General features: G+C 72.3%; 14 protein-coding genes. 12 read left to right on the top strand and 2 right to left on the bottom strand.

Annotation, left to right across the window (positions count from 1 at the left end):
- Positions 1 to 16: 16 nt before the first annotated feature.
- Complete coding sequence (locus tag ACFV8T_RS22590) at positions 17 to 232, bottom strand: CbtB-domain containing protein (RefSeq protein WP_124720415.1); 216 nt, start codon at positions 230 to 232, stop codon at positions 17 to 19.
- 259 nt (positions 233 to 491) lie between these two features.
- On the opposite strand from ACFV8T_RS22590, the gene ACFV8T_RS22595 reads away from it, so the two are divergent.
- From ACFV8T_RS22595 to ACFV8T_RS22630, 8 genes are all read left to right on the top strand, one after another.
- Positions 492 to 1,085: a histidine phosphatase family protein gene (locus ACFV8T_RS22595; RefSeq protein ID WP_385330163.1), complete on the top strand. Its 594-nt coding sequence runs from the start codon at positions 492 to 494 to the stop codon at positions 1,083 to 1,085.
- Positions 1,086 to 1,255: 170 nt separating this feature from the next.
- Complete coding sequence (locus ACFV8T_RS22600) at positions 1,256 to 2,137, top strand: family 16 glycosylhydrolase (RefSeq protein ID WP_385330165.1); 882 nt, start codon at positions 1,256 to 1,258, stop codon at positions 2,135 to 2,137.
- A 159-nt stretch (positions 2,138 to 2,296) separates the two neighbouring features.
- Positions 2,297 to 3,358, top strand: coding sequence for a GDSL-type esterase/lipase family protein (locus ACFV8T_RS22605; RefSeq protein WP_385330168.1), 1,062 nt, complete (start codon positions 2,297 to 2,299; stop codon positions 3,356 to 3,358).
- 73 nt (positions 3,359 to 3,431) lie between these two features.
- Positions 3,432 to 4,739 carry an MFS transporter gene (locus ACFV8T_RS22610; protein WP_385330171.1) on the top strand — a complete coding sequence of 436 codons (1,308 nt, stop codon included), beginning with the start codon at positions 3,432 to 3,434 and terminating at the stop codon, positions 4,737 to 4,739.
- A complete protein-coding gene (locus ACFV8T_RS22615) occupies positions 4,726 to 5,910 on the top strand; it encodes an acyltransferase family protein (RefSeq protein ID WP_385330173.1) in 1,185 nt (394 codons plus the stop codon). Before ACFV8T_RS22610 ends, ACFV8T_RS22615 begins: the two co-directional genes overlap by 14 nt.
- A gap of 30 nt (positions 5,911 to 5,940) precedes the next feature.
- Positions 5,941 to 6,951 carry an LLM class F420-dependent oxidoreductase gene (locus tag ACFV8T_RS22620; RefSeq protein ID WP_385330176.1) on the top strand — a complete coding sequence of 337 codons (1,011 nt, stop codon included), beginning with the start codon at positions 5,941 to 5,943 and terminating at the stop codon, positions 6,949 to 6,951.
- Between the two features lie 68 nt (positions 6,952 to 7,019).
- Positions 7,020 to 7,715, top strand: coding sequence for an alpha/beta hydrolase fold domain-containing protein (locus tag ACFV8T_RS22625; RefSeq protein ID WP_385330178.1), 696 nt, complete (start codon positions 7,020 to 7,022; stop codon positions 7,713 to 7,715).
- 288 nt (positions 7,716 to 8,003) lie between these two features.
- Positions 8,004 to 8,981 carry a helix-turn-helix domain-containing protein gene (locus ACFV8T_RS22630; protein WP_385330181.1) on the top strand — a complete coding sequence of 326 codons (978 nt, stop codon included), beginning with the start codon at positions 8,004 to 8,006 and terminating at the stop codon, positions 8,979 to 8,981.
- Here the strand turns inward: ACFV8T_RS22630 and ACFV8T_RS22635 are convergent.
- A complete protein-coding gene (locus tag ACFV8T_RS22635; protein ID WP_385330184.1) occupies positions 8,936 to 9,820 on the bottom strand; it encodes an alpha/beta fold hydrolase in 885 nt (294 codons plus the stop codon). The genes ACFV8T_RS22630 and ACFV8T_RS22635 overlap by 46 nt on opposite strands.
- A 190-nt stretch (positions 9,821 to 10,010) precedes the next feature.
- On the opposite strand from ACFV8T_RS22635, the gene ACFV8T_RS22640 reads away from it, so the two are divergent.
- From ACFV8T_RS22640 to ACFV8T_RS22655, 4 genes are read left to right on the top strand one after another with little or no spacing between them, the layout of a single operon-like run.
- Positions 10,011 to 10,643 (top strand): hypothetical protein, encoded by a 633-nt coding sequence (locus ACFV8T_RS22640; RefSeq protein WP_385330186.1) that lies wholly within the window; start codon positions 10,011 to 10,013, stop codon positions 10,641 to 10,643.
- Positions 10,631 to 12,454, top strand: a complete 1,824-nt coding sequence (asnB, locus tag ACFV8T_RS22645) for an asparagine synthase (glutamine-hydrolyzing) (protein ID WP_385330188.1) — start codon at positions 10,631 to 10,633, stop codon at positions 12,452 to 12,454. Before ACFV8T_RS22640 ends, asnB begins: the two co-directional genes overlap by 13 nt.
- Entirely contained in the window at positions 12,451 to 13,038 is a 588-nt protein-coding gene (locus ACFV8T_RS22650) for a flavin reductase family protein (protein WP_385330191.1), read from the top strand. Before asnB ends, ACFV8T_RS22650 begins: the two co-directional genes overlap by 4 nt.
- Positions 13,035 to 14,498, top strand: a complete 1,464-nt coding sequence (locus ACFV8T_RS22655) for a 4-hydroxyphenylacetate 3-hydroxylase family protein (RefSeq protein ID WP_385330194.1) — start codon at positions 13,035 to 13,037, stop codon at positions 14,496 to 14,498. Before ACFV8T_RS22650 ends, ACFV8T_RS22655 begins: the two co-directional genes overlap by 4 nt.
- The last annotated feature ends 2 nt before the right edge of the window (positions 14,499 to 14,500 follow it).

Genomic DNA, 14,500 nt, shown 5'->3' on the forward strand with positions numbered 1-14,500 from the left:
TGGATCGAACGGTACGTCAGTGGCAGGGGAAACCGAGGAGGTGGCGGCCGTCGTGGACCCACTCGTGGACACCTTCGCCGGAGATGACCGCGGTGGCGCCCTGTTCGGCGCCGACGAAGTACAGCAGTACGAGCATGAGGATGCCGAAGAAGACCGCCCAGGGGGCAATGGCCTTCAGGGAGATGGGGGTGATCGCCGGTACGGCGGTGGCGGGGGCAGCAGTCTGTGCCATGGCAGAACCTCCTGAGGGAACACGCGTCCCGATCGTGGTGCCTGAGACGTGGGTGCTGGGTCTGACTTCCCGCGCAGGTACGGGTTCACAGTGGCGCGACCGTGCCGGATTCTCACCGGACTTCCGTCACACCTACGTCATGTTCGCCGTGACCATACCGCTTGGGGACAGGCACCGCCATGGTGCCGGTGACCGGGCAGGATCGCCCTGGTGCCATGGTGGGCACAGCGGGGCCGGAGTTCAGGGAGTCGAGCGGGTCATGACGGTACAGGTGATGTTGATCTCACCGGCGCTCAACGCAGCGCTGCGCGAGGCCCGTTTCGACGGCGACGCGCCGCTCGACGCGGCGGGGGCCCGCCGGGCCAGGGCCGCCGCGGCAGCGGTGCCCGCCGCCGACCGGCAGCTGCGCGGGCCGTCCGAGCGGTGCGCCGGGACCGCCGACGCGCTGGGGCTGCGCGCCGGGCCCGAACCGGCCGTCCGCGGCTGGGACATGGGCCGCTGGAGCGGCCGACGGCTGGCGGCGGTCGGCGCCGAGGAGCCGGAGGCGGTGTCGGCGTGGCTCACCGACCCCTCGGCGGCTCCCCATGGCGGCGAGTCCCTGCTGGAGCTCTGTTCCCGGGCCGGGCGCTGGCTGGAGACGCTGGAGTCCGCCGGGGGCGAGGCGGGCCTCCGCGTGCTGGGCGTCGTCGAGCCGGCGGTGGTGCGGGCGGTGATCGTCGGGGCGCTCGCCCTGCCGCCTGAGGCGTTCTGGCGGCTGGACGTCGCCCCGCTGACCCTGACCGGGCTCAGCGGCCGGTCCGGCCGGTGGAACCTGCGGTGCGGACAGCCGCTCTCCCCCGCACCGGCCGACTGATCCCGTCGCTGAATGCAAGAAGTGTGGTCCATACCAAGCCCTTGACACCGTGTTGCTTCACTTCTTAAATCGCATACAGAACCAAGACCTCTCCCTGCTCCCCCACAAAGTGTGTTTGTCATATGCATGGCAACCACTCGACCACTCTGTTCCGCACGGGAAGGACCCCCATGACCTCCCCCCGCCCACCCCGCCGACTGCTTCTGTCCGCGCTCTGCGCGCTCTCCGCACTCGCCCTCGTCCCGGCCTCTTCCGGTCTCGCGGCCGGAGTGCCCGCGCCCGGACCGCGGGCCGCGGCAGCGGCGTTCACCGATGACTTCGACGGCCCCGCGGGCTCCGCCGTGGACGGCGCCAAGTGGCAGATCGAGACCGGCGACAACGTCAACAACCATGAACGGCAGTACTACACGGCCGGGAACAGCAACGCGGCGCTCGACGGCCAGGGCCATCTGGTCATCACGGCGCGCCGCGAGAATCCGAACAACTACCGGTGCTGGTACGGGACCTGCGAGTACACCTCGGCACGGCTGAACACCGCCGGCAGGTTCACCCGGACGTACGGACACGTCGAGGCGAGGATGAAGGTGCCGCGGGGTCAGGGCATGTGGCCGGCCTTCTGGATGCTGGGCGACGACATAGGCCAGGTCGGCTGGCCGAACTCGGGCGAGATCGACGTCATGGAGAACGTCGGCTTCGAACCGTCCACGGTCCACGGCACCTTGCACGGTCCGGGCTACTCCGGCTCCGGTGGCATCGGCGCCGCCTACACCCTGCCCGGCGGCCAGGCGTTCGCCGACGACTTCCACACCTTCGCCGTCGACTGGGCGCCCGGCTCGGTGACCTGGTCGGTGGACGGAAACGTCTTCCAGCGCCGTACGCCCGCCGACCTCGGGGGCAACAACTGGGTGTTCGACAAGCCCTTCTTCCTGATCCTCAACCTCGCGGTCGGCGGCTACTGGCCCGGCGACCCGGACGGCAGCACCTCCTTCCCGCAGCAACTCGTCGTCGACCATGTGCGGGTCACCACCAGCGACCTCCGGCCGCCCGCCTGACCGTTCGGCCCGACCGCCGGGCCCGACCGTGCGGCCCGGCCGTGCGGTCGGCCCCGGCCCGCCGGCCCTGCCGGTGAGTCCTGGTCACAGCATCCGCAACGACTGGTTGCGACCGCCCCGCCCGCCGAGGATGGCGATCGACTCGGGGAGGTGGCGGGAATGCCGGCGAAACGTGTCGTGGCCGGGGACGATCCCGTGCTGCGATTTCGCGGAGCGGTGTCGTTGCAGTACGGACCGGGCTGGGTCGCGCCCTGGCGGGTGCCCCACCGGGAGGCGGAACTGCATCTGCCGGAGGGCGGGATCGGGCGGGCCGCGATGCCCGCCGGTGTCCGCGTCGCGCTGCGGACCGACAGCCGGGAGATCGGCTGCCGCTACCGGGCCGACCCCGCACCGCGGCTCGCCGGGCCGCAGGAACAGCCCCGTCTCGACGTGGTGCGGGACGGCCGGATCACCGACACCGTGGAGCTCCGGTGCGACGGGAAGGACGCCGAGTTCCTGGTGTCCGGGCTGCCGGGGCGGATGACCACCGTCGAGCTCTGGCTCCCGGCGTACCACCAGTTCCGACTGCGGGAGCTCGTCGTCGACCGGGCGGCGAGCGTCGCGTACGACGACCGCGAGCGCCCGCGCTGGGTCCACTACGGCAGCTCCATATCGCAGGGCCGGGGCGCCCGTTCACCCGCCAGGGCCTGGCCCGCGCTGGTGGCCGGGCGTGCCGGGCTCGATCTGACGTCCATCGCGCTCGGCGCGGCGTGCTGCCTCCAGCCGATGACGGCCCGGCTCATGCGCGATCTGCCCGCCGAACTGCTCACGGCGTGCGTCGGCATCAACATCCAGGCGCTCGGGAGCCACAGCCCGGCTGCCTTCACCTCGGCCCTCGTCGGATTCGTGACCACTGTCCGCGAGCGGCATCCGACGACGCCGTTCGCCCTGATGTCGACGATCATCGCGCCGGACCGTGAGACGGTCGCCGGGCCCTCCGGCCTGACCGTTCGGGACTGCCGGGCACGCACCCGCGAGGCCGTCGAACTCCTGCGCCGGCACGGTGACATCGATCTCCACTACATCGACGGGCTCGATGTGTTCGGCCCGCGCGAGGCCGGACTGCTGCTGGAGCCCGAGGGCCTGGACCGGCTGCATCCGGGGCCCGCCGGACACCCCGTCCTCGCCGAACGGTTCCTGGCGGCGCTGCGCCGCAGCCTGTGTGTGCCAGTACCAGCATGATTCGGGATCTGGCTGCCCGGCGCGCGCAGCGGAACGATCGCCTCGTCAGCCGCCGTCCGGCGAGAGGAATGCCGTGCCCGAGACCACCCCACCCGTCGCCGACGAGGCACCGCCCGCCCAGTCGCCACCCGCCCGGGTGCCGTGGGCGACGTACACGGGTGTGTATCTGCTGTTGTTCCTGATCGGCACCGAGACCTTCCTGGTCTCGCCGCTGCTGCCGACCATCGCCGGTTCGGTCGGGGTCTCCGTGGCCGCCGCGGCGAGCACGGTCACCGCGTACACCCTGGTGTACGCCCTGACCGCACCGTTCCTCGGGGCGGTGTCGGACCGTTTCGGCCGACGTCCGACCATTCTCGTGGGAACACTGTTGTTCCTGCTGGGCAACGCCCTCGCGGCGGTGGCCGGGAATCTGACGGTCCTCGTCGTCGCCCGTGTCCTCGGAGCCCTGGGCGCGGCGCTGGCCGGGCCGTCGATCTGGGCCCACATCGCGGAGACGGCACCGGCCCCGGTCCGCGGCCGGGCCGTCGGGCTCGGGATGGCGCTCTTCTCCGCCGGTCAGGTCCTGGGCGTTCCGGCCGGCAGCTTCCTGGCCGGCTGGGGCGGCTGGCGGGCTTCGTTCTGGGCGCTCACCGCACTGACCGCGGCTTCGGCGCCCCTGCTGCTCGCCCAGATCAAGGACCGGCCGGACAAGGGGGACGAGGCGGTGCCGCTGCGGTTCACCGCGGTGTTCTCGGTCTGGCGCGACGGCGTGCTGCGGCACATCCTGATCGTCGTCTTCCTGCTCCAGGCCGCGAACCTCGGGGCGTACACCTTCCTCGGCTCGGCGCTCCACGACCGGTTCGGTCTCTCCGTCGACGAACTGGGCCTGCTCGGCATCCTGGTCGGGGCCGGCAGTGCGCTGGGTTCGCTGGCCGCGGGCCGGATCGGGGACCGGGCGCGCGAGCGCGGCTCCGGCGACGCGTGGTGGATCCCGGTGTGGTGCCTGCTGCTGGGCGGTGCCGCGGTGCCGGCCGCGCTCGGGGCGAACTCGATCCTGGCGTACGCGGCGGTGCTGGTGTGGTTCTTCGCGAGCGGTGCCTTCGGAACGCTCGTCCAGACGCTGCTGGTGTCGTCGCGGCCGGAGCTGGGGGCGACGTCCAGTTCCTGGAACAGCGCGACGCTGTACGCGGGTACGGCGGTCGGCGTCGCGGTGGCGGGTACCTTCGCGCACGCGGACACCGGCTCCGCGGTCGTCGGCGGCGGTCTCGCGGTGCTGGCCGGGCTGACCGCGCTGCCGCTGGTGGGCCGCCTGCGCCCGGTGCCGGCAGAGAAGGCCGGGCAGGCCGGTTCCGCACCGGCCGAGCCCGGCCGGAAGGAGGCGGCGACCGATGGGCGTTCCTGACACCGGGCGCAACCGTGCCCTCGCGCTCGACGGGCTCCGCGCCGTGGCCGCGCTGCTGGTGATCGCCCTGCACGTGGGCATCTACACCGGTCAGGTCGCCTCCAGCTGGCTCGGCATCGGCGAGGCCGGGCCGCTCGGGCCGGTCGTCTCCCGCTTCACCGTGGGGGTGCCGATCTTCTTCGTGCTGTCCGGGCTGCTGCTCTACCGCCCGTTCGCCGACGCGGCCCGCGACGGCGGTCCGCGCCCCGCCACCGGCCGCTATCTCCGCCACCGGGCGGTGCGCATCCTGCCCGCCTACTGGCTGGTGGCGCTGGTGGCGCTCGTGTGGTTCGGGCGGGACACCCTCGGTGCGCTCCGGCCCGCGCTGCGGACGTTCCTGCTGCTGCACATCTACGGCTCCGACCCGCTCCCGGCCGGCCTTCCGCAGACCTGGAGCCTGGCGACCGAGGTGTCGTTCTACGCCGTGCTCCCCCTGCTGGCCGCCGTGCTCCACCCGTTGCTGCGACGGGGCAGGGCGGCGGTCGTGCTCGGTGTGCTCGGCGCCGTCGAGGCGGTGACGCTGCTGTCGGTGGTGCTCACCCATGTGCCGTCGGCCGGGCCCTATCCGCCGGCCCAGCTGTGGCTGCCCGAGTACGCCGGGTACTTCGCGGCGGGCATGGCGCTGGCCGTCGTCGCCTCCCGGGCCGCGGAGCCGCCCGCCTTCGCCCGCAGGCCGTGGCTGTGCTGGGGCGTGGCCCTCGGCGCGTACGTCCTCGTCTCGACACCGCTCACCGGGTCGACGCTGCGCTACCCGACGGTGGGCCAGGCGTTGCTGGAGCACGCGCTGTATCTCGTGGTCGCGGTGGGACTGGTGGCACCGCTGGCCCTGGGGCCGGCCCGGCCGGAGCGGGCGACCCCCGCCCATCTGCTGTCCCGGCCGGTGCCCGCCTGGCTCGGGCAGATCTCGTACGGGCTGTTCCTGTGGCACATGGTCGTGGTCGAGGCCTGGCTCCGCACGACCGGCGAGCGGGCCGGATCGGCGGACTTCCTGGTGCTGTTCCCGGTCACGGTGGTGCTGTCCGTCGGATGCGCCGCGCTCAGCCACTACCTGGTCGAACGCCCGCTTCGCCGCCTGCGCGGCCGGACGCCCGTGCCACGCGGGCGCCCGTCGCCCCGGCCCGCCGCAACCTGAGATCCGCGACCCACAGGAGTACGTACATCCATGAACGCCGTCCGCTGGGGCATCAATCTGCCGCTGCCCGCCCATGCCCTGGCCGATCACCGTCGCACCATCGAGGCGCTCCCCGATCTCGGGTTCACCGACGTGTGGACCGGGGAGGGCGGGGGCATCGACGCCTTCACACCGCTCGCCGCGGCGGCGGCCTGGCAGCCGGAACTCCGTCTGGGTACGGGAGTGGTGCCGGTCTTCACGCGCGGCCCCGGCATCCTCGCCCAGACCGCCGCGACGCTCTCCGAACTGGCCCGGGGCGATGTCCTGTTGGGCGTCGGCGCTTCCGTTCCGGCCCATACGACGGCCCTCAACGGCGGGGCGCACGACCGGCCGCTCGCCAGGGTCAGGGACACGGTCCGGTTCCTGAAGCGGGCGCTGCACGGGGAGCCGGTGGGCGATGCGTACGAGACGCTCTCGGCCCCCGGTTTCAGTCTCGGCTTCACCCCGTCGAGACCACCGAAGGTGCTGGTGGGGGCCTTGCGGCCACGGATGCTCGGGGTGGCGTACGGGGACGGGGACGGGGCGGTCGTCAATCTCCTCACCGCCGAGGACGTCCCGCGGGTGATCGCGGCCGGACGGGCGGAAGGGGGCGTCGACGGTTCGGACGGCACCCCGCCACCGGACCGGGAGACAGTGGTGAAACTCTTCGTCTGCCCGACGCGCGACGCGGCGTACGCCAGGAACGCGGGCCGCGGCTTCCTCGGCTGGATCCTCAACCAGAAGCCCTATCACGCGTTCCACGAGTGGCTCGGGCGCGGGGAGTCGCTCAAGGAGTCGTACGACGCCTACCAGGCGGGTGACCGTCGCGGGGCCGCCGCCGCACTGCCCGACCGGCTCGTCGACGCGCTGTGGCTGCACGGCGAGCCGGCCTCGCTGCGCGAGCAGATCGACGGTTTCCTGCACCCCGGGGTGACGACCTTGCTGCTCTACGTCGCACCGACACCCGAGCTGCGCGGGAGGCCGGAAGCGCTGACCGGAATCCTCGCGGACCTGCGGACATGACGGACACTCAATTTATGTGCGGGCGGCCGGTGTTGCGCTTCCGGCCGCCCGTCGGAGGCGATCGGCCCGTGCTGCTGCATCTGCACGGGGGCGGCTACCGGGCGGGCGCTCCGGAGCTGAGCCGCCCGCTCGCCACCCGTCTCTCCCACCTCACCGGTTGCGAAGTGATCGTGCCCGCCTACCGGTTGGCGCCCGCGCACCCGTTCCCCGCAGCCGTGGAGGACGGGCTCCGCTCGTACGCGGATCTTCTGCGGGGCGGCGTTCCCGCCGGCCGGATCGCCGTCCTGGGCGAGTCGGCCGGCGGGGGTCTGGCGCTCGCCTTGCTCCTGGAGGCGCAGAAGGCCGGGCTCCCGATGCCCGCAGCCGCGGTGGGGCTGTCACCATGGCTCGATCTCACCCTGGAATCACCGGCGTTCGAGCGGTGCGCGGCCACCGATCCGGTGCTCGACCGGCCGTCGCTGCGCCACTCCGCCTCCCTCTACCTCGCGGGCGCCGACCCCCGGGCCCCCGCCGCGTCGCCGCTGTTCGCCGACGGGGCGGCCCTCGCCGCCCTGCCGCCCGTGCTGCTCCAGGCGAGCCGTGCGGAGGTGCTGGCGGACGACACGGAGCGCTTCGGTGCCCGGATGACGGCCGCGGGCGGGGACTGCCGGGTGGAGATGTGGGACGGGACGACGCACTGCTGGCAGTCGGCCGTGGAGCGGCAGCCCGAGGCGGTGGCGGCCGTCGGCTCTGTTGCGGAATTCTTAACGGAACATCTCGCCTGACGGACAACTGACGGGAAACCGGACAGCCGTGGAGCGGACGCGGATAGGCTGGCCCTTGAAAACCGCAGGATCGCGGAGAATCGGGGGGGGCGGCATGCAGTCGGGCGACGGAGTCGTGAATTCCGGGCCGTACGGACGGTGTCGGCGATGTAGGGACGCACAACAGCGACCCCACTGATCCCTCATTCATCCCGCCGATCCGGAAGGCCGTTTCCCATGAATGCATCCGTGAATGCATCCGCGAACAATTCCGCAGACAAGTCCGTGAGAAAGTCCCTGGACACATCCATGGACAGCTCCGCGCATACGACCGCGCATCCCGGCGAAGAAGTCGGCGAGAGCCGTCAGTTCGCCAATTCCAAGGAACTGGGGGCGTTCCTGCGTGCCCACCGCGAAAGGCGCCTGCCGCGGGACGTCGGCCTGCCCGACACCGGCCGGCGCCGCACGCCCGGTCTGCGCCGAGAGGAGGTCGCCGCGCTCTCGGGCGTCGGGCTCGCCTGGTACACCTGGCTGGAGCAGGGCCGGGTGATCCCGTCGCGGAAGGTGCTGGAGGCGGTGGCCCGCACGCTCGGGCTGAACGCGGTGTCCTACCGACATGTCCTGGCCCTGTCCGGACTGCTGCCGCCCGCTCCGGACGGCGCGGGACACGACGAGGTGGCCGCCCGGATGCAGTGCCTGCTGGACACCTGGGAGAACAGCCCCGCGGTGCTGCTGGACTCGCGCTTCGACATCACCGCGTGGAACGAGGCGTACGCCGCCGTATGGTCCGATCCGGCCGCGATCCCGGCCGAGCGCCGCAATCTGATGTGGTGCGTGGCCGGCAGTCCGGCGTTCCGTTCGACGCTGCTGGACTGGGAGCCGGTGGCGCGTGCCGTGCTGGCCCACTTCCGGGGACAGACCGCGCGGCTCGCCGCGACCGACCGTCGCACCCAGGAGATCTACGCGACCTTGCGCGGGGACTTCCCCGAGCTGACCGAGTGGTGGGAGTGCCAGGGCGTCGGTGATCTGACGGCCCGCCGGATCTCGGTGCTGCTCCCCCGCCACGGCGGGCTCGACCTGCTGTTCTCCGCATTCCGCCCGGTCGACGACCCGGAGGCGCTGATCGTGGTGCAGGCGCCGGTCGGTCCCGGCGATCGTGAACTGGTGTCCCGGCTGGTGCGGGAGAGCCGCGGCACGGGTGCGGAGATCGTCCGGATCGGGCGGGACCGGGCGGCCTCCGGTCATCCGGTGGCGGCCTCGGCGAAGAAGGAGCGCAGTTCCGCGTAGGTCTCGGCGGGCGCTTCCTCGGGCAGGAAGTGCCCGCAGTCCAGCGCCCTGCCCCGTACGTCGTGCGCCCACCGCCGCCATACGGCCAGTACGTCATGGCGCTGTTCGGTGTGCGACCGCTTGCCCCACAGGGCCAGCACCGGCGCCTCGATCCGCCGCCCGGCCCGCAGATCCGCCCGGTCCTGCTCCAGGTCCGGTCCGAACATCGCCCGGTAGTCCTCGCACATCGCGTGCAGGACGGCCGGGTCCGTAGCGGCGGCCCGGTAGGCGGCGAGCGCCTCGGGCGCGAACAGCCGGGCGTGCGCCCCGAAGAGAAACGTCTCGGGGTCGCCCGCGATCATCCGCTCCGCCACGGGATACGGCTGGGCCATGAGGAACCAGCGCCACAGCTGCCTGGCCCCCGGTGCGTCCACCGCGTCCAGCGCGTCCGCCGTCGGCACGATGTCGAGCACCGCCAGCCGGCCCACCCGATCCGGATGGTCCAGGGCCAGCCGGTAGGCGCACCGGGCGCCCCGGTCGTGGCCCGCCACGTCGAAGCGGTCGAAGCCCAGCTCGCCCATCACCCGGACGAGGTCGCCGGCCATGGCACGTTTACTGTACGGCGACGGGCCGTCGCCGGTCCGGACGGGCCGCCCACTTTCCCCGTACCCGCGCAGATCGGTGGCCACGACGGTGAACTCCGCGGCCAGTCGGGGGGCGACGGCATGCCACATCGCGTGCGTCTGCGGAAATCCGTGCAGCAGGAGCACCGGTGGCCCCTCGCCCGCCCTGCGGACACGCACGGGCCCGCCGTCGGCCCCGGCGACGGTCAGCGAATCAAATCCCTCGAACAGCACCATCGGATCAGCGTAATCGGCCCGGGGCTCCTCAGGAATTCATCGCGGATGCTGTTATTCAGGGTCACAGGATGACCGGTACACCGCTTCAATAATTGCCATTGACGGAGTCGAACCGACATTCCTATTCTGCGTCAGGAATTTCGAATTCATTCTTTCCGAAGTCCTTCTTCTCCGGTCGAAAGAGCTGCTGATGAAGCAGAAGTACTCCACCGACATGAGCCCGTCGGAGCGCGCCGCACTGTGGCGGCAGCGCCTCTTCGAGGCCGAGGCCGGCCTGACGCGGTATCTCACCGAGACCCGCGGCGGCCAGGACATCGACGACTGGATCGCGGTGCGTTCGGAGATCTTCGCCGATCTGCCGGGCCGGGGCGCCGAAGCCGATGCCGACGACTGGCAGCGTGTCTTCTTCCGCGCCCAGGCCCTGATGGAACGGTTCCTGGTGTCCCGGTACGGGCACGGCGAACTGGCAGCCTGGGCACGGGCCGGCGCCGAGGTCCACCGCTATGTCGAAGCCGGTCACGGCCGTGGCGCACTGGACCCGATCCTCCGGGTGGCCCGCCAGGCCGAGTTGTACGGATCGCGCTACCGCGTCGTCGAGGACGGCGCCGAACGCGCCGTGCTGGAGATCTCGCACTGTGCCATCTGGGACTACCGCGAGCAGGCGCGCGCCCGTGGCGTACGGCTGACGCTCGCGTCGCCCTGCGAGTACTGCGTGCACGCCACCGGCGCCAACATCGCCGCCAAGGGTTTTGCCGCACACCATGAACTCACCGAGGGCCCCGACGGCCCCGGTTGCATCTGGGAGGCGCAATGTGCGGCATAGCCGGGTGGGTGGACCGGGACCGCGATCTGCGGACCGAGGCCCGGACCGTGCGGGCGATGACCGACACCATGGTGCTGCGCGGTCCCGACGCGGGGGACATCTGGCTCTCCGAGCACGCCGCCCTCGGCCACCGCAGGCTCGCCGTCATCGATGTCGAGGGCGGCACCCAGCCGATGGAGGCCCGCGACGGCGAAGGGCGGGTCCTGGCCGCGATCACCTACAGCGGCGAGGTCTACAACTTCCGCGAGCTGCGGGACGAACTCACCGCGCTGGGGCACCGGTTCCGTACCGGTTCGGACACCGAGGTGGTGTTGCGGGCCCACCTCCAGTGGGGCGAGGCCGCGGTGCCCCGGCTGAACGGGATGTTCGCGTACGCCGTGTGGGACGTGCCCCGGCAGGAGCTGCTGCTGGTCCGTGACCGGCTCGGGGTGAAACCGCTGTACTGGACGGCCGGTGACCGCCATCTGCTCTTCGGTTCGGAGCCGAAGGCGGTCCTGGCGAACCCGCTCTTCACCGCCGAGACGGACGCGGAGGGGCTGGCCGAGCTGTTCGCGGTGCCGTCCGCGCCGACGCCGGGCCTCACCGTGTTCCGGGGGCTGCGGACGGTGCGTCCGGGGCACACCGTCCGCTTCGGTCCGGCGGGGGTGAGCGAGCGGGCGTACTGGACCCTGGAGACCCGGCCGCACACCGACGACCTCGACACCACCGCCGCCCGGGTGCGCGAGCTCCTGACCGATGCCGTGCGGCGTCAGCTGGTCAGTGATGTTCCGCTGGGGCTGCTGCTCTCCGGTGGGCTCGACTCCTCCACACTGACCGCGCTGGCGGCGGCCGAAGGCGGCGGCGACAAGGTGGCGACGTTCTCGGTGGACTTCCCGCCCGACGAGCAGCCCGAGCGGCTGGGCGACTGGAACCGGGACAGCGACGCGCCGTACATCCACGAGCTGGCGGGCCGGCTCGCCACCGCGCACACGGCGGTGACGGTGCCGGGCAGCGAGCTGCTGGCGCACCGCTCGATCGGGCTCCGGGCCCGTGACCGGCCCGGCTGGGGCGAACCGGACGTATCGCTGTACCTCCTGTTCAGGGGAGTGCGGCGGCATGTCACGGTCGCGCTGTCCGGCGAGGTGGCGGACGAGGTGTTCGGCGGCTATCCGTACTTCCACCACGACCGGCCGCTCGACACCTTCCCCTGGCTGAGCGGCGGACCGTCCCCGGCGAGCCTGCTGCGGCCGGACTTCGCGGCGCGGGTCCGGCCCGGGGAGTACGCCGCCCAGCGGTTCGCCGACGCGCTCGCCGAAGTCCCGCACCTGGCGGGCGAGTCGGGCCGGGAACGGCGTGCCCGGCAGATCTCCCATCTGGCGCTGACCCGCTGGCTGCCCGCCCTGCTGGACCGCAAGGACCGGATGAGCATGGCGGCGAGTCTGGAGGTGCGGGTGCCGTTCGCGGACCACCGGCTCGTCGAGTACCTGTGGAACGTGCCGTGGTCGCTGAAGAACACGGGCGGGGTCCCCAAGGGGCTGCTGCGGCGGGCGGTCGGCGATCTGCTGCCCGCGAGCGTGCTGCACCGGCCCAAGAGCGGTTACCCGGCCAGCTCCGCGCCCGGCTACGGGCAGACCCTCCGGGCGCTCGCCGAGGACCTGGTGCGACGGGACGGCCCGGTCTTCGAATTGGTCGACCGGGACGCGGTGAAACGGCACCTGGCGGCGGGCACACCGCTGCCGGGACCGCGTGCCGCACCCCACCCCACCGGTGGGCTCGACCATCTGCTGGCCGTGGACCGCTGGCTCGACACCCATGGGGTGAGGGTGCGATGAGTCTCACGACCGGGCACGGCGGGCCGACGGCGGCGGAGTACCTCGCAGCCGCGCGGACGTTCCCCACCGGGGTGACCGTCGTGGCCACCCGGTACCGGGACGGCACCCCCGCCAAGACCGTCTCCGCCTTCGCCTCGCTCTCCCTCGATCCGCTGCTGATCGCCGTGGCGATCGGCAGGCACAGCCCGCTGGTGTGGGCGGCACGCGCCTCCGGTGTGCTGTCGGTGAACGTCCTGCGCCACGACCAGCAGGAGGTCGCCGACTACTACGCGGCACCCGAGCGCGGCCGGGCGCAGCCGCCGCCAGTGGGCCTGGGGCGGGAGCGCACCGGTGCGCCCGTCCTCGACGACTGCCTGAGCTGGTTCGACTGCCGGCTGGTCACCGTGACGCCGGGCGGGGACCACGCGCTCCTCATCGGACAGGTCGTCGGTGTGCGGACCGGCTGCGGTCCGCCGCTCGTGCACCATGCCGGCCGCTACCACAGCCTCGGCCATGTCCCGCACCAGCACAGGACACAACCGTCGCGGCAGGGCTCCGCCGCGCATCAGAACCCTCTCCCGCATCAGCAAGGGACCTCACCATGACTTCCTCTCTCACTTCGGCCGTCGAACCGCTGGGCGTGCTCGACGGCGCACGGTTCCGGGCCGGTCTCGACGACGGGCGCAGTGTGTGGCTGGACGGCGAAGAGATCAAGAACGTGGCCGAGCATCCGGCGTTCGCCGCCCCGGTCGCCGAGCTCTCCCGGCTGCTCGACCTCCAGCACGACCCGGCGCACCGCGACCTCCTCACGGTCGAGGACCCGCAGTCGGGTCTTCGTATCGGCCGGGGCTACCATCCGCCGCGCACCGCCGAGGAGTTGAGGGCGGCCCGGGACAGCGCCGAGGTGTGGATGCGGGAGTCCTGGGGCCAGCACGGCCGCTCCCCCGCCTTCATGTCGTCCATCGCCGTCGGCCTGCTGGACTTCCGGCACCGGCTGGAGACCAACCGGCCGGGTTTCGGCGCCAACGCGCAGGCGTACCACCGTTTCGCGGCCTCGCGCGATCTGCTGCTGACCCACGCGCTGGGCGACCCGCAGATCGACCGGTCGGCCAGTCCGGTCGACAACCCGGACCACGCGCTGCGGGTGCTGCGCGAGGACAGTGCCGGGATCGTGGTCCGCGGGGCCAAACAGCTCACCACCCTCGCCCCGTTCGCGCACGAGGTGCTGGTCTATCTCTCGGCCTCGTTCGCCCGGCGGGGCGCCGAGGAGTTCGTGCTGTGGTTCGCGCTGCCGCTGAACGCGCCGGGGCTGCGCATCCTGTGCCGCGAGCCGTTCGGCAGCGAACCGCACGGGCACGCCCATCCCTTCGCGAGCCGGTACGACGAACAGGACGCGATGCTGTTCTTCGACGACGTGACCGTGCCGTGGGACCGGGTGTTCCTGCTCGGCGACGGGGCACTGGCCCGTGAGGGGCTCGGCCGGATCAACGCGTGGAGCCAGTACATCGGCCAGGTCCGCTACCGCGAGCGGCTGCGCACCCTGCTCGGGGTCGGTTCGCTGCTCGCGGAGTCGATCGGGGTCGACGGATTCCGCAACATCCAGGAGGACCTGGGGGAACTCGCCGGCTACGCCCAGGTCCTCGACCATTTCCTGGACGCCGGGGAGGCCACCGCGTACCGCACGGACAGCGGGCTGCTGGCTCCCGGGCCGACCCCGGCCGCGGCGGTGTGGGCGGCGCAGGTGGCCGGGCGTGCGGTGCGGATCGTACGGGGCATCGGACAGTCGGGAATCCTCATGCAGCCCACCGAGAACGATCTGCGTGCGGCCGAGCTGCGGCCGCTGCTGGACCGGTACATGCGCGGCAGGGGCATCGACGCCGAGCACAAGTCCCGGCTGTTCAGGCTCGCCTGGGATCTGACGGCCGACAGCTTCGGGCAGCGGCAGGACCTGTACGAGTACGTGCACCGGGGCGACCTCGCGCGCAATCGCATCAACCTGTACCGCAACCACGATCTGTCGGCGGTGCGCGAGCGCATCGCGGCACTCATCGACGCCCCGCTGTGAAG

The sequence above is a fragment of the Streptomyces sp. NPDC059832 genome, assembly GCF_042731715.1.
GTDB lineage: Bacteria > Actinomycetota > Actinomycetes > Streptomycetales > Streptomycetaceae > Streptomyces.

Coding starts and splice junctions, on each gene's coding strand:
- ACFV8T_RS22590 (WP_124720415.1), bottom strand. CDS start 232: ATGGCACAGACTGCTGCCCCCGCCACCGCCGTACCGGCGATCACCCCC.
- ACFV8T_RS22595 (WP_385330163.1), top strand. CDS start 492: ATGACGGTACAGGTGATGTTGATCTCACCGGCGCTCAACGCAGCGCTG.
- ACFV8T_RS22600 (WP_385330165.1), top strand. CDS start 1,256: ATGACCTCCCCCCGCCCACCCCGCCGACTGCTTCTGTCCGCGCTCTGC.
- ACFV8T_RS22605 (WP_385330168.1), top strand. CDS start 2,297: ATGCCGGCGAAACGTGTCGTGGCCGGGGACGATCCCGTGCTGCGATTT.
- ACFV8T_RS22615 (WP_385330173.1), top strand. CDS start 4,726: ATGGGCGTTCCTGACACCGGGCGCAACCGTGCCCTCGCGCTCGACGGG.
- ACFV8T_RS22620 (WP_385330176.1), top strand. CDS start 5,941: ATGAACGCCGTCCGCTGGGGCATCAATCTGCCGCTGCCCGCCCATGCC.
- ACFV8T_RS22630 (WP_385330181.1), top strand. CDS start 8,004: ATGGACAGCTCCGCGCATACGACCGCGCATCCCGGCGAAGAAGTCGGC.
- ACFV8T_RS22635 (WP_385330184.1), bottom strand. CDS start 9,820: ATGGTGCTGTTCGAGGGATTTGATTCGCTGACCGTCGCCGGGGCCGAC.
- ACFV8T_RS22640 (WP_385330186.1), top strand. CDS start 10,011: ATGAAGCAGAAGTACTCCACCGACATGAGCCCGTCGGAGCGCGCCGCA.
- asnB (WP_385330188.1), top strand. CDS start 10,631: ATGTGCGGCATAGCCGGGTGGGTGGACCGGGACCGCGATCTGCGGACC.
- ACFV8T_RS22650 (WP_385330191.1), top strand. CDS start 12,451: ATGAGTCTCACGACCGGGCACGGCGGGCCGACGGCGGCGGAGTACCTC.
- ACFV8T_RS22655 (WP_385330194.1), top strand. CDS start 13,035: ATGACTTCCTCTCTCACTTCGGCCGTCGAACCGCTGGGCGTGCTCGAC.